13 protein-coding genes and 1 riboswitch are annotated in these 21,820 nt (G+C 36.5%); of the genes, 1 reads left to right on the top strand and 12 read right to left on the bottom strand.

The genetic code is table 11. From position 1 onward, the window contains the following. Positions 1 to 91 precede the first annotated feature (91 nt). From NBX25_RS02630 to scpA, 4 genes are all read right to left on the bottom strand, one after another. On the bottom strand, positions 92 to 1,483 hold the full coding sequence (locus tag NBX25_RS02630; protein ID WP_250252703.1) for an RtcB family protein: 1,392 nt from the start codon (positions 1,481 to 1,483) through the stop codon (positions 92 to 94). A gap of 10 nt (positions 1,484 to 1,493) precedes the next feature. Continuing rightward, positions 1,494 to 2,117, bottom strand: a complete 624-nt coding sequence (locus NBX25_RS02625; RefSeq protein ID WP_250252702.1) for a hypothetical protein — start codon at positions 2,115 to 2,117, stop codon at positions 1,494 to 1,496. A gap of 542 nt (positions 2,118 to 2,659) precedes the next feature. Further along, complete coding sequence (locus NBX25_RS02620; RefSeq protein ID WP_250252701.1) at positions 2,660 to 3,646, bottom strand: M28 family peptidase; 987 nt, start codon at positions 3,644 to 3,646, stop codon at positions 2,660 to 2,662. Between the two features lie 44 nt (positions 3,647 to 3,690). Further along, the gene (gene scpA, locus NBX25_RS02615) at positions 3,691 to 5,811 is read right to left on the bottom strand and encodes a methylmalonyl-CoA mutase (RefSeq protein WP_250252700.1); all 2,121 of its coding nucleotides are present in this window, start codon (positions 5,809 to 5,811) and stop codon (positions 3,691 to 3,693) included. Between the two features lie 192 nt (positions 5,812 to 6,003). On the opposite strand from scpA, the gene NBX25_RS02610 reads away from it, so the two are divergent. Next, a complete protein-coding gene (locus NBX25_RS02610) occupies positions 6,004 to 6,219 on the top strand; it encodes a T9SS type A sorting domain-containing protein (protein WP_250252699.1) in 216 nt (71 codons plus the stop codon). Between the two features lie 60 nt (positions 6,220 to 6,279). On the opposite strand, the gene NBX25_RS02605 is transcribed toward NBX25_RS02610, so the two are convergent. The 8 genes from NBX25_RS02605 to NBX25_RS02570 all read right to left on the bottom strand — a co-directional run bounded on the left by NBX25_RS02605 (position 6,280) and on the right by NBX25_RS02570 (position 21,708). Continuing rightward, positions 6,280 to 9,270 (bottom strand): reprolysin-like metallopeptidase, encoded by a 2,991-nt coding sequence (locus NBX25_RS02605; RefSeq protein ID WP_123909694.1) that lies wholly within the window; start codon positions 9,268 to 9,270, stop codon positions 6,280 to 6,282. 137 nt (positions 9,271 to 9,407) lie between these two features. Further along, the gene (locus NBX25_RS02600) at positions 9,408 to 11,510 is read right to left on the bottom strand and encodes a prolyl oligopeptidase family serine peptidase (RefSeq protein ID WP_502799720.1); all 2,103 of its coding nucleotides are present in this window, start codon (positions 11,508 to 11,510) and stop codon (positions 9,408 to 9,410) included. Positions 11,511 to 11,615: 105 nt separating this feature from the next. Next, positions 11,616 to 12,281, bottom strand: coding sequence for a hypothetical protein (locus NBX25_RS02595; RefSeq protein WP_250252698.1), 666 nt, complete (start codon positions 12,279 to 12,281; stop codon positions 11,616 to 11,618). Between the two features lie 83 nt (positions 12,282 to 12,364). Further along, entirely contained in the window at positions 12,365 to 13,450 is a 1,086-nt protein-coding gene (gene prfA, locus NBX25_RS02590; RefSeq protein ID WP_045501508.1) for a peptide chain release factor 1, read from the bottom strand. 147 nt (positions 13,451 to 13,597) lie between these two features. Next, positions 13,598 to 14,896 carry an APC family permease gene (locus NBX25_RS02585; protein ID WP_123909691.1) on the bottom strand — a complete coding sequence of 433 codons (1,299 nt, stop codon included), beginning with the start codon at positions 14,894 to 14,896 and terminating at the stop codon, positions 13,598 to 13,600. A 7-nt stretch (positions 14,897 to 14,903) separates the two neighbouring features. After that, the gene (locus NBX25_RS02580; protein WP_250252697.1) at positions 14,904 to 17,348 is read right to left on the bottom strand and encodes a TonB-dependent receptor plug domain-containing protein; all 2,445 of its coding nucleotides are present in this window, start codon (positions 17,346 to 17,348) and stop codon (positions 14,904 to 14,906) included. Positions 17,349 to 17,442: 94 nt separating this feature from the next. Further along, a riboswitch (SAM riboswitch) is annotated at positions 17,443 to 17,547 on the bottom strand. 98 nt (positions 17,548 to 17,645) lie between these two features. Beyond that, the gene (locus tag NBX25_RS02575) at positions 17,646 to 20,480 is read right to left on the bottom strand and encodes an alpha-amylase family glycosyl hydrolase (protein ID WP_250252696.1); all 2,835 of its coding nucleotides are present in this window, start codon (positions 20,478 to 20,480) and stop codon (positions 17,646 to 17,648) included. A gap of 199 nt (positions 20,481 to 20,679) precedes the next feature. Next, a complete protein-coding gene (locus tag NBX25_RS02570) occupies positions 20,680 to 21,708 on the bottom strand; it encodes a T9SS type A sorting domain-containing protein (RefSeq protein WP_250252695.1) in 1,029 nt (342 codons plus the stop codon). Positions 21,709 to 21,820: the final 112 nt, after the last annotated feature.

Here is a 21,820-nt window from a genome sequence, read left to right as displayed (position 1 = left end):
GTTAAAGGTTTATAATTGACAGCTCTATGATCTGTCATCGTATTAAACCTTATAGGTTTTTGAAACCTATAAGATTTGATTTTCACTGAGATTATCTATCCATTCTCACAATTCTTGGTTGGAATGTTCCCAGAATGTCTACCAATTCGCTTTGCGCATTCATTACTTCATGAATATCTTTATAGGCCATTGGTGCTTCTTCTGTATTTCCACCCATTAAGGTAACATCTTTAAGTTTTAACTCTTTTTTAATGTCATTTTGGGTGAAAAGGTTTCTGCATTCTCCTCTTGAATGAGCTCTACCTGCTCCGTGTGAAGCTGAATTCAAAGAGTCAGGATTTCCTTTTCCGCGAACGATAAATCCTTTGGCAGTCATAGATCCCGGAATCATTCCCAATTCATTTTCATTGGCTGGAGTGGCTCCTTTTCTATGAACAATCACTTCTTTTCCGTTATGAATTTCTTTCCATGCAAAGTTGTGATGGTTTTCGATTCGGGCTTTTACTCTTCCGCCTACCGCTTTCACCAATCTTCTATGAATATCATCATGGCAGGCTGAAGCGTAGTCTCCTGCAAGGTTCATTGCCGTCCAATATTCCAAACCAAGGTGCGTGCTTAGATCCAACCAGGCAAATTGCTGCGCTTCTTTAGGCAACGGGCACTGTTCTACTGCTACTCTTGAGTAATATTGGGCGATTTCTGCTCCTAATCCTCTTGATCCGCTGTGTGAAAGGATTCCCAGATATTTTCCTTTGGGTAAACCGATTTGTTCATCTTCTTCAGTGATTTCTACTTCCCCGAATTCCACAAAGTGATTTCCGCCTCCTGAAGATCCCATTTGCTTGATGGCTTTTCCTTTTAATCTTCTTAAAATAGGAATCAGGTCAAATGCATCTCTGTCGAAGATTTCGTGATCTATATGAGATTTGTGAGTCTCATACATTCCAAATTTTGTATGTTCAGCAAGAGCTTTTTCATATTTATCCCTTGCACCGTTCAGATATGAAACTGGTGTATCTAAAATGCTAAGGCTCATTCTGCATCCAATATCCATACCTACTCCATAAGGGATTACAGCATTTTCTACCGCTAAAACGCCGCCGATTGGAAGGCCATAACCGCTGTGAGCATCAGGCATCAGTGCTCCCTGAACAGAAACCGGAAGTTTCAATGCAGTGTACAGCTGATTTTTTGCTTCCTCTGAAATATTGTTCCCGAAAATCTCAAATGCTGCACGCTGTGCATTCAACATTCGTTTTTCTGTTTTTTTAGATGAAAGCAGCGTTTCTGCAATCTGTCCGAAGGTTAAATCTTTTTCAAAATTTTCCGGATGAATCAAAATATCCTTCAGAAGAGATTTCACATAATGGATATTTTTCGTTGCAAAATTTCTCTTCATCACTTCCAGGGCTACGTTTACGCTCTGATTGTTTGGATAGCCCAGTTTTAATATATCTTTTCCTTTTAGTTTTAAATTTCCCATTTTTTTTGTTTTAAATTATGGACGTATCGTCCAAAAAACTTTCTGCAATTTCTGTTGCAGACATTGTACAGGTAACATATTTCCTGCTTTTGATAAGATCTGTTTCATATTCCATTTTCCATGGATTAGATTTTCCGTAAATTTTTTTCTGAAGGATTCCCACAATTTTATACTGTTCCAAATACGCATATAGTTCTGCTTTCTCTTTTTCCAGTTCTGCATCTATAGGCTTTTGATGGGTAATCATGTGAGGTCTTGTCCTTAGGATAAATCTCCACGGATCAGTAAATTTGTAGTAGGTTTCATTGCGTTTCCGAAAAGGACAGTATTCTTCTTTTTTCAGAAAATATTGCCTTTCTTTTGGTGTAAGTCCAAATTTTGGACAGTTCCAGAAGTATGAAGAAATACGATTGAGTTTTTGTTCTCTTGCTACATATATTCTTCGGCCAAATTTTCTTTTCTTTTTTAAAAACTGGCGGCTTTCAGAATACATGTAAGTATTGATTTTCTTCAAGAGTCCTTCAAAAAACTCTCCATCACCACTCCTCATGACATCATCTCTTACAACAAAGAATCTCACGAATCCTAATTGGTAAGGATTTTCAAGAGGAATTAATGGAAGGTTTCTTAACATTTTCGAAACTTCTTTACTACGTTTAAACTTTTTTCTTATCTGTTTTTCTACATCTTTTTTTATTGTTCTTTTTCTGCTTCTTAAGCTTTTCAGCCGGTAAGACAGAAGGTTATCATCTCCCATGTAAGGCACAAGATATCAGATACAAAATCCAAAATATTGAATTTGATCTTAGTCTATTTTCCTAATCAACTAAAATATTAGTTGATTGAATTAATAATGATGAACTGTCATAGTTTTGAGAATAAAACCTCATCCTATTGAGTTCTTAATAACACTTAAAAAGATTTCGGGGGAAACTAAATTTGAGTTTTGAAATATTGCGCAATAAAAAACCCGAAACCTTTACGGCTTCGGGTGTTGATATTTCATTGTACTGTTATTCTATGAGTGTACCAAACCACGAAGCCCTACCACTGTAAGCGGTAATCCAACTGTAGAATTCTGATTAGTTCTGAACATTTGCTTCGTTGTTTTTAATTGGTTAAACTTGATTTTCAGGTGCAAATATATTAATTTTTCTGATAATCCAACTATTTTTTTCACTTAAGGTGAATAATACTTAGAAAAATAGCATCAATAACCTTCGTCATTCGCCTTATATCCAGAGTTTCCAGAGTATCAGTTGTTTGGTGATAATTTTTATTTCTAAAAAAGGAAGTATCAGTAATCATGAGGGCGGGGAAATCGAATTTCCAATAATTCAGGTGATCCGAATAATCTACACCACCTACAAACTTCGGGGCCGGGAATGTTTCTGTTTTTATCTGATGGGAATCTTTGAAGTGATCTATAAAATTTCCAACAAACGGTCCTGCTCCACTAAATTTTTTAACCAAAGTAATAAAGTCTCCTTTATTTCCATAAACCCAGGAGAGAATTCCTATAGGAAAGCTCTGGGATTCTTGTTCATCTTTGAAATAGCCAATCATTTCTACACTGGCCATTCCATAGACGTCTATATTGTTGTCTTTTAAATATTTTGCATGAACATAGCTCCCCATATTTTCAGTCCTGAAATATGGAGGTTCTTCTAAGGTATAGGCCACCAGATCTACTCTATAATTGAGTTTCTGTTTTTGAAGCATTCTTGCCAGTTCCAAAAGTGCCGTAACTCCGGTCGCATTATCATCTGCACCCTGCTGATCTCCACAAACGTCATAATGAGCTCCTATAATAATTCTTTTGCTATTTTCAGTCCCAAAGGAGCAGATTACATTTTTATATTCTTTTCCATCTACTTTATATTCCTGAAAGCCTATACTGTCACTATAGGTATTGAAAGTCTGATGAATATACTCTGCAATGGCATTCAGCTGCTCTACATTTTTATGATTCCGGAACTTTGGAGTTTGGGTAAGTGAGACCAAATGTTTCTTAACCTGTGAGCTATCTGCAGGAACAGGAGATTTTTGTACAATTCGCTCTTTCTTTTCGCCTGAAATGAATATCAAAATACCTATAAAGAGAAAGCCTACAAAGAAAATCAGCTTTTTCTTTGTAGGCTTAGTTATATTTTTTAAACCCATAGATGTGCTTTTAATTTCTTAATGAAAATTAAAGCTTTTTCGGATTAGTTTTCTAAAAATCTCTCTAAAATTTCCACAGCACATTTTGGAAGATTGGTCCCAGGACCGAAAATAAAATCGGCTCCATTGGCGTAAAGAAATTCATAATCTTGTTGCGGAATAACTCCACCTACTACGATGGTAATATCATCTGCACCCAGCTTTTTCAATTCTCCTACAACCTGAGGAACTAATGTTTTGTGCCCAGCAGCTAATGAAGATACTCCCAGAATGTGAATATCATTTTCTACAGCTTGCTTTGCCACTTCTTCCGGAGTTTGGAATAATGGAGCTACATCAACGTCAAATCCCATATCAGCAAATGCTGTTGCTACTACTTTTGCTCCTCTGTCATGACCGTCCTGACCCATTTTAGCTACCATAATTCTTGGACGACGTCCTTCTTCTTCTTCAAACTTCTGAGTCAGATTAAGGGCTTTTTCAAAATATTCGTTTTTACCAGCATTCATAGCGTATACTCCAGATATCGTTTTAATGTTTGCTTTATATCTTCCAAAAGTTTCCTCCATCGCATCACTCATTTCACCCAGGGTAACCCTTCTTCTTGCGGCTTCAATACAAAGTGCCAGTAGATTACCTTTTCCTGTTTTTGCACTTTCACGGATTTCATTCAGGATTTGCGTTACTGCTTCAGAACTTCTTTCTGCTTTAATGCTATTTAGTCGTTCAATTTGTTTTCTACGAACTTCAGTGTTATCAATATCAAGAATCTCAATTGCATCTTGTTTTAATGAGGACCTGAATGAGTTTACTCCAATGATGAATTCTTCACCACTATCGATCTTGGCCTGCTTTTTAGCAGCGGCTTCTTCAATTCTCATTTTTGGAATTCCTGCTTCAATCGCTTTGGTCATTCCTCCTTCCTGTTCTACCTCGTCAATAAACTTCATCGCTTCTTCAATCATCTGCTGAGTAAGGCTTTCTACAAGATTACTTCCTCCCATCGGATCTACTACATCACATATTCTGCTTTCCTGCTGAAGAATGATTTGTGTATTTCTTGCAATTTTTGCAGAATAATCCGTAGGAAGGGCAATTGCTTCATCCAATGCGTTGGTGTGTAACGATTGTGTTCCACCTAATGCAGAAGATAGTGCTTCAATAGCAGTTCTTGTAATATTATTGAAAGGTTCCTGCTCTGTTAATGACCATCCGGAAGTTTGGGAGTGGGTTCTTAAGGCTAAGGATTTAGGATTCTGAGGGTTAAATTGCTTTAAAAGATTAGCCCAGATATATCTTGCGGCACGCATTTTAGCAATTTCCATAAAGTGGTTCATCCCAATGGCCCAGAAAAATGATAATCGAGGTGCAAAATCATCTACGTTCATCCCTGCCTTGATTCCCGTTCTTACATACTCGAGGCCATCTGCCAGGGTGTAAGCCATTTCCAGTACCGGAGTGGCTCCTGCTTCCTGCATGTGATATCCTGAAATGGAAATTGAGTTGAATTTCGGAATATTTTGAGAAGTATATTCAAAAATATCTGCAATAATCTTCATGGATGGTGCGGGTGGGTAGATATAGGTATTTCTTACCATAAATTCTTTCAGAATATCATTTTGAATTGTTCCTGAAAGCAATTCCTGCTTTACACCCTGCTCTTCTGCTGCTACGATATAGAAAGATAGAATTGGCAGTACTGCTCCGTTCATCGTCATGGAAACGGAGATTTCGTCTAACGGAATTTCATTAAACAAGATTTTCATATCTTCTACTGAATCGATCGCAACTCCTGCTTTCCCAACATCTCCGACAACTCTTGAATGATCTGAATCATAACCTCTATGCGTAGCCAAATCAAATGCTACGGAAAGTCCTTTTTGTCCTGCAGCAAGGTTTCTTCTGTAAAAGGCATTGGATTCTTCAGCGGTGGAGAAACCGGCATACTGGCGGATCGTCCATGGTTTTTGAACATACATGGTGGAGTACGGACCTCTCAGATAAGGTTCAATTCCTGGAGAAGTCTGCGTTAATGATTCATTTTTAATATCTTCTTTTTGATAGGAAGATTTCAACTGTAATCCATCTTTTTCAAAAGGATAGATTTCAGTTATTTTTTCAGTTATATTAAATTGAGGAGTTTTATTTTGAACTTCTCTTCTCATACTTACGGATTTATTAGATGCTAAATTTAAGCATTTTTAGAATAATAGATAAGCATTGATAATCTTATGATTACGTGAGTTTTAAATTGCAATCTTCCTATATTAAATTCTGTTTAAAAACTTTATCAAAACATATGGAATGAATCTCTAAATCGTATTTTCAATATAAATTTAAGTATCTTCGGCGTTCCATTGACGGAAGCGTATGCCTTACCCACTTCTGTTTTAGCTGCAAAAGAAATTCAGGCTGGAAGTAAATTATCTGCTTTGCCCGTTCCGACGAATAAAATATTGAATGTTATGAATCCCGGAAAATTAGTTACTAACAAATCTTTTTCGGCTTCAGAAGGTAAGATTTCGGTTGATGTAGAAAATCTTCCAAAGGGAGTGTATGTATCTCAGCAATAATAAATAAAACCCCGGATGAAATTCATCCGGGGTTTTTAAATTATAGTTATTTATATCCTATTATTTTTTAATAAGCTTAGTATTGTAAGTGTTTTTATCATCTTTGATCGTAACAACATACATCCCTTTGATTAATGAAGCAACATTAATTCTCTGTCCGTCAATCTGACCTTCCTGAACTAATCTTCCGTCAGCAGAGTAGATTTTGTAATCTGCCTTACCTTTAAGGTTTTTCACTTCTACGAAAGTATCTGCAGGGTTAGGATAGATGGATACTTCTGATGCTTTTGTACCTCTTACTTCGTCTGTTCCTAATGTTTCTGTGATCTTAACCGGAAGATCCATTACACCTCCTGCTCCTGAAGGGATTTCAACACATGGGTTCGATAAGTCTGTATTACCATACTTTCCAACAACTCTCATTCTTAATGTTTTATCACCTGAATAAGCCGTGGCTGGTACTGTAAAGTTTACAGCTCCTCCAATAGCTGCATTTACTTGAGCATTATTTGATCCTAATCCAAAAATTCTTTCTGTATCTTCAAACACTCCATTTCTGTTATAATCTATCCAAGCATTAATTCTTAATTGTCTTCCTGACATTTGAGAATAAGCACTGGAGATTACTGCTCTAGCATCTAAACTATAAGTAGTTCCTTTCACTAGGTTTATTGTCTTAGCAGGGTTATCACTCACATCTTTATAAGCTCTGAATGTACCATCAGTATGAATTGCTGTGTTATTCAATGACACCTGATATACCATTCCAAAATCAGGAATTCCTGAATTTAGTATACAATAATCAACCCCTGTTGTAAGTCCCTTAGTTTTAAATGTATAATTATTAGAGAATGCACCAGGAACGGTGTTTACAACAGCAGCAACCTGTACTTCATAATTTGTTTCATCCTCTAAACCTGTCAATACAACATTGTTTGTCTGACTTAACACGTTTGACCAGTTTGAAGTAGCACCTTTTCTATAATTGATTGAGTAAGTAGCACCCGGAACACTATTCCAAGATACTCTCGCTGTTGTTTTAAACACTTCTGTATTTATTGTTGAAACTCCTGTTGGGGCTAAAGTTGTAGAAGTAGGAGCATCGGCAACAGTAATAGTAGGAGATACTGCATAGAATACATTTCCAATAGCTGATACTCTTAACTTAATTGGAGTTGTAATTGTACTTGGCATCTGCACAGTATAGCTTCCGTTGTTTGGAGTAGAGGCAACAAGTTCCGTCCAAGTTGCTCCATTCACAAGATCTGTTGTATACTCAATTTTTACATTCGTTGAGTTATAAGGAGCCTGGTTGGTATTGGCAACTTCCCATTGAATAACGTTATTAGCATTTCTATATAATACTGAAGATGTAGTAATACCATTAAATTTGAATGGTCCATCATTTCCAACTACTGTATTAATTTCCTTAGAAGAAACCATTGGTCTCATTGCATTTTGATCTCTTACAGTAACAGCATATGTTAATGTTCTTGGAATATAAGACACTGTCTCCCATACTGTTTTATTCGTAAGATTACCAGACATTACAACTGGTAAACTAGGGAAATATCTTCTTCCACTTGCAGTACCAAAATAAGACCTTGTCAATGCACCTTGTGGATTATATCCCCATCCACTATCTCCAGAGATAGAAGCATAATCATCTACACTGTCATTCTGTTCCCATGTATAGGTCAATGCATCTCCTTCAGCATCTGTTGCTGATGCATCAAGATAGTAAGCTGTTCCTTTAGGTACTGTATAAGCAGTAAGCTCACCTATTGTAGGTGGAGTATTGTTAGTAATTGCTTCTGAAGTTCCACAGCCTGATTTTCCTTCCAGACTTGTCAAAATCTGATCTATTGATTTATAATGAAAATAAGCATCTGAAGCCATTGCAACGTTATCACTAGTAATTCCTGCATATCCCATAATGGTAGTTCCTCCTCCAGGTTCTACATTAGCTCCGGATCCTTCTGATTTATTTGAGAAAGTATGATTACCTCCCAATTGGTGTCCCATTTCATGAGCAACATAATCAATATCAAAAGAATCTCCCATAGGGTTAGTATTTTGGGTAAAGGCAGCGCCTTTCGCTAAAGCAGTAGAAGATGCCGGGTTAACACACATTACCCCTATTCCTCCTGCATTACCATTACCCCCTGCTGCATTGAATACATGCCCAATATCATAATTGTCATTTCCAACTTGGGAAGTTAATGTCTGCTGAAGTTGTAGATTTAAATTCCCCGTATAAGGGTCTGAAGCAGGATCTGTGAAAATAATACCTGGTAAATCTTTCATAATAAGCTTAACTCCAAAATCTTTCTGGAAAACACCATTTACACGATCCATAGTTGCATGCATCTGGATAACAGTATTTGTAATTCCACCAGTTGGGTCAAACTTTTTAGTATATTCACCTGTTGTTGAAAGAGCTAATCTATAGGTTCTGAAAGTTGTACTAGAAGGTCTGCTTGTTATTCCTACATTAGAAAGGCTATTTTTTCCATTAAGCTCTAAAGCCTTTATATCTTTAAAGTTCTTCTCCTCTGTAGTACATTCAAAGCCATGCTCTCCTTCGGTTCTTTTTGTTTTATAAAAAACTCCATAAACTTGCTTATCAGTACTAATAGGCTCTATAAACTGGAATTTTCCATCTTTAATAATCATAGACTGCATCTGAGTTGGAGCAGTACTGAATCTTACATATTTTCCGGGATCATCTACTCCAACCCCTACGTAAGAACCTAGCTGATATCTATCTGCCATAGATTTCTCCACAATAGGATCACTATATACAGCAAATCTCTCAATTTTCCCCTCTGCTGTAGGTAAAGATACAACTACTGCCTGGGCACCTCTTCCTCTTTCTACAGCATCTTTTAAAGTATTTCTCAATGACTGTAAATCTAATCTGTAAGAATATTGAACTTCTACTTCTTTTCTTACTTCAGACGTTTTTTGTGAGGCTGGCGTCCACCTCTGTGCATTAAAGCTAGACAGTCCTGCTGCCAATGCACAAACTAGTAAAATTCTTTTTTTCATAATTACTTAATTAATCTAAGATTAATAAACTTTAAATATCCGGCGTAAAAATAACAATTATAAACACAACTAAGCATAAAAAAACGACTAATTTATTAAAAATTAGTCGTTACGTTAAATATTTTATTTTTTAAGTGCTATTTCTTTATTCCCATTTCATACAATGCAAATGATATCAAATCTGCATTTTCACCGATTACCTGATCTGTCGATCTCCCGGCACCATGTCCTGCATTCTTCTCAATTCTCAATAAAATAGGGTTCTTACAAGCCTGTTTTTCTTGTAATTCTGCTCCAAACTTGAAAGAGTGAGCGGGAACAACCCTGTCATCATGATCACTGGTAATAATCATTGTAGACGGATAACATGTTTTCACTTTTACATTGTGTACTGGCGAGTATGATTTCAGATATTCAAACATTTCTTTGCTGTCTTCTGCCGTTCCATAATCGTAAGCCCATCCAGCACCAGCTGTAAATTTGTTATACCTTAGCATATCCAACACTCCAACTCCCGGGAACGCAACTCTTGCCAAATCAGGACGTAAAGTCATTGTGGCTCCTACCAACAAACCTCCGTTTGATCTTCCGGAAAGTGCCATATATTCTTTTGAAGTGTAGCCTTTGCTTTGTAGATATTCTCCTGCCGCAATAAAGTCTTCAAAAACGTTTCTTTTCTGCATTTTTGTTCCTGCATCATGCCATTTTTTACCATATTCACCACCTCCACGGATGTTTGGAACAGCATAAATACCTCCATTTTCCATCCAAATGGCATTCACTACTGAGAAAGATGGCTGTAAACTGATATTGAAACCTCCGTAAGAGTATAGAATCGTAGGGTTTTTACCATCAAGTTTAGTTCCTTTCTTATAATTAATCATCATAGGCACCTTTGTTCCATCTTTGGAAGTGTAAAATACCTGTTCAGAAACGTAATCATCCGGATTGAATTTCACCTTTGGTTTTTGATATACTTCAGATTTCCCTGAGTCTACATTGAATTTATACGTAGTTCCAGGGGTAATATAATTACTGAAAGAATAATAAATTTCTTTCTCTTTTTCTTTTCCTCCAAAACCTGAAATATTTCCTTTCCCAGGAAGTGTAATTTCTCTGACTAGTTTTCCAGTTTTATCGTATTGCTTTACCTGATCTATGGCATCAATCATATATGTTGCAAAGAAATATCCACCACCCGTAGAAATTCCCAATACGTTTTCTGTTTGTGGAATGACATCTTTCCATGTTTCCGGAGCAGGGTTACTGATTCTTGTTTTGACAAGGCGCATATTCGGAGCGTCTTTATCTGTAGAAATGAAAAGATCATCTCCCTGAGTGTCTACAATATTTGCATTGATATCAAATCCTTTATTAATCTGTACAAAATCGCCGCCTTTTTTCAAATCTTTGATAAACAATTCATTTCCATTGGTTGCGTTAGCTGCTGAAATGATTACATATCTCTGATCGTCTGAAACGCTCGCTCCCAGATATCTTCTTGGTGTTTTTTCTCCGCCGAAAATCAATTTATCTTCAGACTGCTTTGTTCCCAGCTTGTGAAAATACACTTTATGTTTATCGGTCATTCCGGAAAGTACAGTTCCTTCCTTCGGTTTATCATAACTCGAGTAATAGAATCCTTCGTCTCCCTGCCATGAAATCCCACTGAACTTAACATCTACTAAGGTCTCATCGATCTGTTTTTTGGTAACAGCATCAATGATAATAATCTTGTTCCAGTCACTTCCGCCTTCTGAAATAGAATAAGCGGCAAGAGTTCCTTTTTTGTTGAAAGAAAGATTAGATAATGAAGTGGTTCCTTTTTCTGAGAATTTATTCGGATCTAAAAATACTTCAGTAGCCTTAGTCTTATTATTTGTTCTGTATAAAACTGACTGCGCCTGCAGACCATCATTTTTAGAATAGTAAGTGTAGTCTCCCTCTTTGAAAGGTGCAGAAATTTTCTCATAATTCCAGATATCTTTCAGTTGGTTTTTAATTTTATCCCTGAATGGAATTTTTGAAAGGTAATTCTGGCTATATGCTACTTCTTCATCTACCCATTTTTTGGTAGCATCAGAATCGTTTTCCAGATCTCTGTACGGATCAGAAACTGCTGTTCCAAAGTAAGTATCGGTTTGACTTCCCTTTAATGCTTTTGGATAATTCATTGTTTGAGAATAAAAAGATGCTGAAAACAGAACTCCAGCAGTTAATAACATAGGTTTAAAATTCATACTGAACGGTTTTTATCAAAAATACATAAAGTATGTGAAATAAAAAAAGTCCCATTTTGGGGGACTTTTAATTATTTAATAATCTATTAATCAATCCTTCACTGATTATAAGTTATCAAAATAGAAATCGGTAAGATTGGTTACAATTTCATCCGGACTTCCGTTCCAGTAGTATATTTTATCACCTTCCTTCAATTCGTATAAACTGAATTCCTGGTCTGTAGTGATTGTTTTATCAGCATTACTTATATTCTGCGCCATCTGAAGCAAATATTTTTTCAGTTCATCAGCCTTAATTTTGGCAGGCTCTACTTTAGGCTCAGGGGTTGGGTTTGCAGGCACCTTAAAACTTACAGTATACTTCACCTCAGCAATTTTCTGATCTTCTATATATTCATTCTGAACAACTTTGATGTCCTTAATTATAAGTTTAGCATTTCTGAAATTGGAAAATAAGATTCTGAAATAATCCTCAGCTTCCTTTTGACAGGCTGAAGTGGCCGCCTTAGGGAATACAGAAAGAAAGCTCTCTGCACTTGTTTTTATCATCCCTTCTTCATTTTCTTTAAAGTTTACATCAAAAGCGTCTTTCCCTTCCACTGTAGGTCTCAGATAATCATTCAGTTTAAGACGGGTGGCTTCATCATTATTCAAAAAAGATCCGAAGAAAAGTTCAAATACTTCTTTTGGTTTCTTTACTTCTGTCTGTGCACTAAGCTGCTGCCCCATCATCGTGAGTAACAGCAAAAAAATAATTTTGTAGTTTTTCATAGTTTAATAATTTGAATTCATTGTACGTTTAAAAGAAAAGCCCCTGAAAAAATCAGAGGCTTTGTTTTATTTTTTTGAAACTTTTAGTAGTTTTCTTCTTCTCCTTTCATTTTTTCTGCATTCTCAGCCATAATTACGGCATCAATCATTTCAGAAATATCTCCATTCATATAAGCATCCAGATTATACATAGACTTGTTGATTCTATGATCTGTTACTCTTCCTTGTGGATAATTGTACGTTTTAATTTTTGCAGAACGGTCACCTGTAGAAACCATAGATTTACGTTGTGCTGCAATATCTCCCTGCACTTTCTGTAGTTCGATATCGTATAGCTTCGTTCTTAGCATTTCCATTGCCAATTCACGGTTAGCTAACTGAGAACGAGCTTGTTGACAAACCACTACCAACCCTGAAGGCTTGTGTGTTAACTGTACTTTCGTTTCAACCTTGTTTACGTTCTGACCTCCGGCCCCTCCTGAACGGGAAGTCTGCATTTCGATATCAGCAGGATTCAGTTCAAAGTCTACTTCTTCCGCTTCCGGTAAAACAGCTATTGTAATCGCAGAGGTATGAACTCTACCCTGAGATTCTGTTTCCGGTACACGTTGTACACGGTGAACTCCTGATTCGAATTTCATGATTCCGTAAACACCTTCTCCTTCCACCTTCATGATCAATTCCTTGTACCCTTTTGCTGCTTCATTAGAATCTGTCACTTCATGTCTCCATCCTTTTGTTTTGAAATACATGGTATACATTCTGTAAATGTCTTCCACGAAGATCGCTGCTTCATCACCTCCGGTTCCGGCACGTAATTCAACGATAACGTTTTTATCATCCGCAGGATCTTTAGGAATCAAAAGAACTTTAAGTTCTTCTTCTAATCCCGGAAGTTTGGATTGAGCTTCTAATTTTTCTTCTTTTGCAAGATCTACAAGATCTCTATCTGAGCCATCTGCAATAATTTCATCAGATTCTTCGATGCTATCTAAAGCACCTTTATACTGATCATAAACTCTTACAATTTTTCCCAAATCACTATATTCTTTGTTCAAAGAAGAATATCTTTTTTGGTCTGAAATGACATCAGGCTGTATAATAAGGTCTGCAACCTCATTATATCTTTGTTTTATAGCTTCTAATTTTGGAATTAATGATTTAGACATTGTCGAATTTTTGTGGGTGCAAAGATAAGGATTATTAATTCAAAAGTAAAGTATAAATTTTTGAGCATTAGGGATCAAGGAAACAAAATAATAAAAAGATCTCTTTATGAATTGACCCATCCTCTTTTTTAGGTTTTCAATATTCCTTTAAACTCCTTTGGAAAGTCTTCTGTCAATCCAATATAAAATGAGTCCTACAGCAATAATTCCTAGTCCTATTAAACTTTCTTTGGGGTTATGAATAAAGGTAAAATAAAGGATATAAAAACTGAATAGTAAAAAAACAGTCGGAAAAATATAAAAAGCATTGGATTTAAATATTTTTCTATCCTTCTTTTTAAGAAAATATACCGTCGAAATTGCTAAACTGGCAAATAATTGAAGGATAAATGCAGTATATACAAAAATCTCCTTGAAGCTTCCTGTTAAAATTATGATGGTCGCGATAACTGCATGAGCAAAGATCGCTCTCACCGGAATTCCTTTTTTATTTCCTACTGAAAGAGGCTTCCAGATACGGGTATCTTTTGCAAAGGCCTGAGTCAATCTTGAACCTACCCATAAGTATCCACTAATTGTTGCAATAAGCTGTAATGCGATAAAAATATTTACAATTTTCCCGAAGGAAATCCCAAACATATTCACCGCAGCCTCACCCATTACATCTTCTTTTCCCGCCAGTTGACTTACCGGAGCATGTTTCAGCATGATATAGTTCACAAGAATATAACTTACCGTCACAAAAACGGTTCCTATAATCAGTGATTTAGGAAGATTCTTCTGAACATCCTTTATTTCCCCGGCAATATAAGACGCTGAATTCCATCCGGTATAGGAATAGGTAACAAAAACCAATGAGGTAGCAAAGGCAGGAAGCATCATTTCATTCTGCCAGCTATTACTGAAATTCAGGCTGTTTCCAATTTGTGGAGAGCCTGATAATCCAACACCCAAAATTATCAATATAATGATAAAGGCAATTTTGATGAATGTAAAAAAATTATGGAACCGGCTTGAAGTCTTTAAACTGAACGACAAGGTAATAGCTACCAAAAAGATCGCTGCAATCGCAAAGCCATTTCCGAATGAATAATCAAATACAGAAAGATATTTCGACATGGCTAAAGCTGCCAATGCGACTGGCGAAGAAAACCCAATAATTAAGGAAATCCAACTTATCAGGTATCCAAATAAAGGATGATACGTTTCTTTAAGATAAATAAAATCACCGCCGTTTCCTTTAAAATGGGAGCCTAATTCCGCATAGCAGAAAGCTCCGAACAGCGCCAGAATTCCTCCGATTATCCATAACAGGAAAATACTGTAGGTATTGGTAATATCTGATAATTGAAATCCCAGGGTTGTAAAAATCCCTGTCCCTATCATATTGGAAACGACAATGGCTGCGGCTGTTTTCCAGCCAATCTGATGTGAAGCAGTACTCATTTACTCATTAAAAATTAAAATTAAGCCTTCCAAAGAAATAGCTTCCCAATGTACCCATTTGAACCGGTGCATATTTGAACACTCCATAATATGAATTTTTATAGATCTGAAGATCCGGGAAAACATCAAATACGTTATTAGCTCCCACCGTAAAGTTGATATTTTTTGTAATATCATACCCTACACTTACATCAGTAACCACCTTTGGTGAAAACTCCTGAACCTCTCCGAAAGGAAATCCGTCTCTTATGACTTTACCAAAATAGGTATTTCTTACGAGAAAATTGAATTTTCCAATTCCATACGTCAATCCTAATGAAGCTTTTGTTTTTGGGGATAAAGTTTCAATAATATTAATCTGATCCGGGCCAAAAAATTCATTCTGAGGTGTTCCCAGATGTTCAGGAAAATGAAAGTCTGTAATTTTTGTTTCTGTATAGTTTCCGGCAAGATTGATATTTAAGTTTCCACCTGCCAGTTTCCAATCATAGGAAACCACTACATCTACTCCTTTTGTTTCCGTATCAATCGCGTTGGCAAAGAATCTGCCGCTTTCTACTGCATTTCCTTCTCCTACTACTGAAATATCAGATAATCTGGAATCTGTGATATTGCTGGTAATGACAATTCTGTCTTTCACTTTAATAATATATCCGTCTACAGTAATGAATAAGCCTTTGGCAGGTTGTAAGGTAAATCCGGCACTTCCGTTTACAGATGTTTCCTGTTTTAATTTATCAAATCCGAGAACCTCTGCTGCCTTGCTATCATTATTAAAAATTCCTTTCCTTACAATTCCATCACCTGAAGTAGAAATATCCGCAAAAGAGTTATTAAAATACTGCTGCTGAAGTGATGGTGCCCTGAATCCTGTTCCTACAGCTGCTCTTACTGCATAATTTTTCACAAACTCATATCTCACAGCCAATTTTCCGTTCAGAGTACTTCCAAAATCTGAATAGTTTTCAAATCTGGCAGCAGCATCAATATTCAGTTTCTTAGCAAGATCATAGGAAATATCAGCATACACCGCTGTTGAATGCCTATCTTTTTTCAAGGCATTATCCGGTGAAAAACCTATAAAAGACTGAGAACCTCCTGCCCCAATCACTGTAGAACCTTGTGTTGCAACATTACCGTTCACATCATATTGGGTATAAGAAGCCTCATCGCCTGCTTTAATCTGGTATTGTTCAAACCTGAATTCTCCTCCAAAGGCAATATTGAAGTTCTTTATCTTTTTTGAAATATCAAGATTAATGGTATTTTGCAGAAAACTGTGTGCTCCTGCATAAAATCGGGTGGGCGATTTTATCCCAAGAGAAGCATTATTGGTATTGCTTACGTTATAATTGAAAGTATTGCTCCCAAAGGTATTACTCAGGTCTATCAGCCAATTATTAACATTATATTTCGCACCCACAGCATAGGAAATATCGTAGATCTGAGAATTCAGAACTGCCTGAAAACCGTTAGGGTATATTTCTTTAACAATATTAAAATCTTCATTGGGAAGTCTTCTGAAACCATACCCTTTTCCTTCTTTAATGCTGAAACCACCAAAGGAATAGAATTTAAAGTTATCGTTCAAAGGGTATTCTGCATTGAAAAACAATTGCCCTTGTCTGATTTGGGCATCTCCGATCTGGAAATTAAAATAGTCTCTTGTTAATCCTCTTTTATTTATTTCTTCATCATCATTTTGTCTTGCAATATCTGGATTATCTGCAAATTCGTAGGCAAAATTATTTCCGAAAATATCAAGATCGTGATTTTGGGTTCTCGTTGTTTTTCCTCTGTGACTTAGCTGTAATGAAAGATTGATAAAACCTTCATCTTTACCCAAAGAAGTTCCATAATTAACGCCGGCCTGGTAAGTATCACCATCATTTCTTCCACTTAATCCATAGGTTAAACTTGCTGAAGCGCCTGCATTCTTTTTTAGAATAATATTAATTACTCCTGCAATGGCATCAGAACCGTATTGTGCTGCTGCACCGTCTCTTAACACTTCAATTTTTTCAATAGCAATGACAGGAATTGTACTTAAATCTGTTCCTACAGATCCATTTCCTACCGTATTCTGATAGTTTACCAGGGAAGTTGTATGTCTTCTCTTCCCATTAAGCAATACCAACACCTGATCCGGTCCCATTCCTCTTAGTGTTACAGGATCAATATGCTCCGTTCCATCAGAAGCAGACTGTCTCACAGCATTAAATGAAGGGATCACATAATTCAGAATGTCCTGAGCCGTCATTTGTGGAGATGATCTTTGGACTTTATCAATATTGATTACATCTACAGGAACCGGCGTCTCCAATTTTGTTCTTTTAACATTTCGGTTTCCGACGATGATAATGTCTTCGATTTGTTTTCCTTTTTCCTCCTGCTCCTGGGCAGCGACTAAAATTGTCCCTAGCAATAATATAGCAGTGCTTAATTTTTTCATCTTTGTTCTTGCCAATTAATAATATTCTTCCGCAGATGATTCTGCAGCTACACAAGACTTCAAGAAATGGAATTCGTATAAGAAATATTGACTTCACTTATCTCCCCATCGGGTTGGAATTAGCACCTTTACACTTTTGGAATCGTGTAGGTTGCTAAGGTTTCATTGGGCCAAATCCCTCCACCTTTCTTGATAAATCTAGTGCAAAGGTAGACTAATTTTTCAAATATGCAAAAAGCGGATAATCACTACCAAGAAAAAAGGCAAATTCGCTGAATTGCCAATTTGCCTTTGTATTTATTTTACGATCATTTTTTCAATAGCCATTCCGTTTTCTGATTTCAGATGAACCAGATACATTCCCGACGGATAATTGACTCTTAGTTCATAAGTCCCATTTTCTTTATTCAACTTAAATGAATCCAACTTTTTACCACTTCTATCGAAGATCATGATTTCTCCATTTCTGGCTTTGTTAAATATTAATTTTGCAACACCATTTTTGATCGGATTATCAGCAATCTGAAGGGATAGCTTGTTTGCAGCATTCACATCAGAGGTAGATAAAGCTCCGGCATAGTTTCCAAAAATTCTGAATTCTCCAGCCTGTAAAGTGATAGGAGCTGTTGTTGAAGCGATGTTTGAAACCGTATCATCCATCAGGTTTTTCCACTGGCCAGCATAAGGAAAATAAGGAACAACATTTTGTACAGCAGTAGAATAATTTGCCAGAACGACTACGTTTTTCATTCCGTTGATTGTATTGTCATATACATAAATTCTTGTGATAAGCCCATCAGGATCATTGGCAAGATTGTTTGACTCTATGGTGTAAGTCTTTGATTTGAATACCGGATTGGTATTTCTGATATCAATAATCTTTGCCCAAGTATCATAAACTGCCTTTCTGTTGGCATCGGTATCATATCCTAATGTGAAGGCTACAGGTTTTTCATCGGTTCTGCATCCATTGTTAATGCTACCATCCGTACATCGGTTGATACTGAATTCGTAGCCCAATTCTCCAAACTGCCAGATCATCTTAGGACCGGGAATGGTAAAGAAAGTAGCTCCAAATGTTTTCATCCTTTCCAAAGCCGTATTCAAATTCTTTACACTATAACTTCCATTGATCGCTCCATAAGCGAGATTTTTAAACATCAGCCTTTCTTCATCATGACTTTCTCCATATCCTACAGCACACATATCGGTAAAACCATGAAGACTATGATTCATGCGGTCATAATTGCTATTATCTTTATACCCCATCGTATTTTGATTATAAGGCTCTGTTTGTTTATTCCAAAGCATCACTCCTTTTCCTTCTGCCACTCTGTAATTGGCCCATTGCTGTTCTTCTGCATCAGTTCCCAAATGCTCAAATATCATATAAGAATTAGGATCCAGTGCCCATTGTCTGTCTGCATAGTTCTTCATAATATCTACCCTATCCTGCTGATAAGCATTTGTACAGTTTTCATCATTTTCAGAACAGTTTTGCGTAAAGCCTTTTGTCAAATCCCAACGAAACCCATCAATACGATACTCCTTTAACCACTGCTGAAGACACCTTTCAACGTAATATTGAGTTGAAGGACTGGTATGGTTAAAATCATTAAACACATTATATGAATGTTTAGGAACCTGATTGAAATAAGGATTATTAGCTGCCACATCACCGTAACCATCACCATCCGGATCTATATTCCAGAGTCTTACCAAAGGAGAACGCCCTGTTGCATGATTAAAGGCAACATCAAGAATGACAGCAATCCCATTCTGATGACACAGATCAACAAACTCTTTGAATTTTTCAGGTGTTCCATAAGCTTTGTCTAAAGCATAATGAAAAGAGGTATTATATCCCCAGGAAAGATTCCCTTCAAATTCCATAATAGGGAGCAATTCAATGGCATTAATCTTTAGATTTTTTAAATAAGAAATTTTGTTAATTAAAGACTGCCAGTTTTTTTCCTGTGTAAAATCTCTTAACAACAATTCATATACAATAAGATCTTCTTTTGCGGGTCTTTGAAAATTAGTCACCTGCCAGTTGTAAGGAGTTTGCCCCGTTTTGAATGTTGAAACCTCAAAATCCTGTCCTGCCGGAAATGCCGGAAGATTCGGATAGGTAGAAGAGGAAATCCACTGGTCATCATAAGATGATAAGATCTGAGGAGAATAAGGGTCAGCCACTTTTTTCAAATCATTAGTCCTATATTGGAACGTATACATTTGTTGTGGAGTTAATCCATTTAATTCAATCCAGTAAAGATCGGGATTAGCGGTATCTCTTTTCATCAGATAGGTATCATTCACAACCCAGTTATTAAAACTTCCGATCACGTGGACAAAGCTTTTGTGAGGAGCATACAAAGCAAGCCCAATCTTCGTTTGATCTGCCGGATCATAATTTATTCCCTGTTTGATCCAACCCGGTATGGCTTCAGAAACAACATTTCGGGGAACCTGTAAAATAAATGTTGCATTTTTTGAGCTGCTTCCCTCTGTGGCAATCACTTCCATATTCGCATCTTGAGATACCGTGTAATTATAAGAATAAGACTGAGAGGGTGTAGATGTAGAATTTACTACAACCCCATTGGCTTTAAGCTGAAAAGTAGCATTAACGTTCGTTGTTGCCGTAATATTAATTGAATTCCCTGTTGGAACTGTTGTAAGGCTGTTTGCAGTTGGATTCGTTAAATTTAAATTCAGTACCCCTACATTCACAAAAATATCAGGGGAAGTCTGATGTGATCCAGTTTTATCTTTTAATAAAAATCCAAATCTTCCGATTCCTGTTCTACCGAAAAAAGCCGTTGGCGTTAATGTTAGAGTGTATGTATCTGTTGAAACATTGTAATTAAGCTTATTCAATTCATTGGAGTTGTTCCAGCTTCCGTTGGTTGGACAATCCTGGCTGTTCTGATAATTGGTATCAAAGGACCAGGACCACATATAAATTGAATTATTAGTTACTCCCCAGGCCGATTCATCAATCTGATCACCTGGAACTGTCAGTGTAATTGCATCTGTTTCATTAAACGGATTGGGTGAAATCGTATAATTAATCTGCCCGAAAACAACCGTTGTAATGATCAACAAAACAACGAAATAGAATTTTTTCATATCTTTATTTTTATCGAATATAATATTAATTTCTTTTTTGCAGTGATGATTTTATTCTTTTTTTGATTAAACAAGGATCAACATAGCATAAAAAAGGCCCATGAAAAAAATTCCATGAGCCTTTCAATAAAAGTAATTGTAATGAACTATCGTATGTAACGGAAATCTGACAGATATATTGATTCAAATGTTAAAAAAATTAGTCTTTCATAATTTTCTTTACCACAGATTCTCCGTTCTTTAATTTTAACTCTATCATGTATAAACCAGAGGGAAGAGCATTCATGTTGATCTGATTATCTGAGAAAGGAGCCATTATACTTTGCCCAACAGCATTAATGATCTTGATTCCTTCAATCAAAGAAGTACTTTTTACCGTAAGAATTCCTTTCACGGGATTTGGAAAGACCTCAACCGTTTTTTTCTTCAAATTGAGATCAGAAGTTCCAAGCTCTGACTCTACTTTCATACATCTTACTGAAGATCCTTGTCCTCGTGAAGCTCCTGCAGAAGCATTAGTAATGGTAGTTCCTATGTACAAATATTTTCCTCCAATACCAGTAGGTGTAGAACTCCAGAAGTATCCTTTTTGTCCTGCAGAAGTAATCCCTCCATTTGATGAACTACGGAAACCTCCCATAGGTAATTTTAAAACTCCTGCATATGCTTTTATGGGTGAATGAATTCCTGTAACTTCAATAGCATCTGTCCAGTCTGCCTGGGTGGGCAATCTCCAGCCATTCCCTATTGCCTTACATGGATCAATTCCCACCGACTCTGCTACTTCTGAAAAACCTGTACCAGCCCATTTATCATTGAGCCCATTAGTAGACCACCATGCAGGAGATCCTGTAATAAAGGATCCACCTTCCAGACCATTCGGAGAGTTAACAGCAGGTACAGAAGTTGTGGAAGAAGCCCGTAATTGATGTCCGTCATCCCATCTTCCCCACTGAAACAAGTCTCCATAAGATTGTTCATCATCTATAGACTCCGCAACCCTTTCACTTCCAAGATTTTGCTGAAGCCAGATCTTTCCATCTGCAGTCCTTACCGTAGTATAAGTAACTAATTGCCCCTGATATGTAAAGGTTACACATCCCAGATCTCCAGTATTATTTCCCGGATTTGTATTATTGCAGCTTTGCTGGGCACTTAATGCACTTCCTCCCATCAGCAATATTCCAATTCCCAGATTTCGTACTGCAAAATATAAATCTCTAATCATAAATATTATTTTTAATTATTCTAAATTTAATTTAATTTTGCGCAAAAGTACCTTACGTAATTAATTCCGGGTTATCATTTCCCAACTTTTAGTTATCCTATAAAGGTGCTTT

The sequence above is a fragment of the Chryseobacterium sp. Marseille-Q3244 genome, assembly GCF_940807095.1.
Classification (GTDB): Bacteria; Bacteroidota; Bacteroidia; order Flavobacteriales; family Weeksellaceae; genus Chryseobacterium.
Note: the sequence above shows the minus strand (reverse complement) of the source record. Positions and strands in the feature narration are given on the sequence as shown.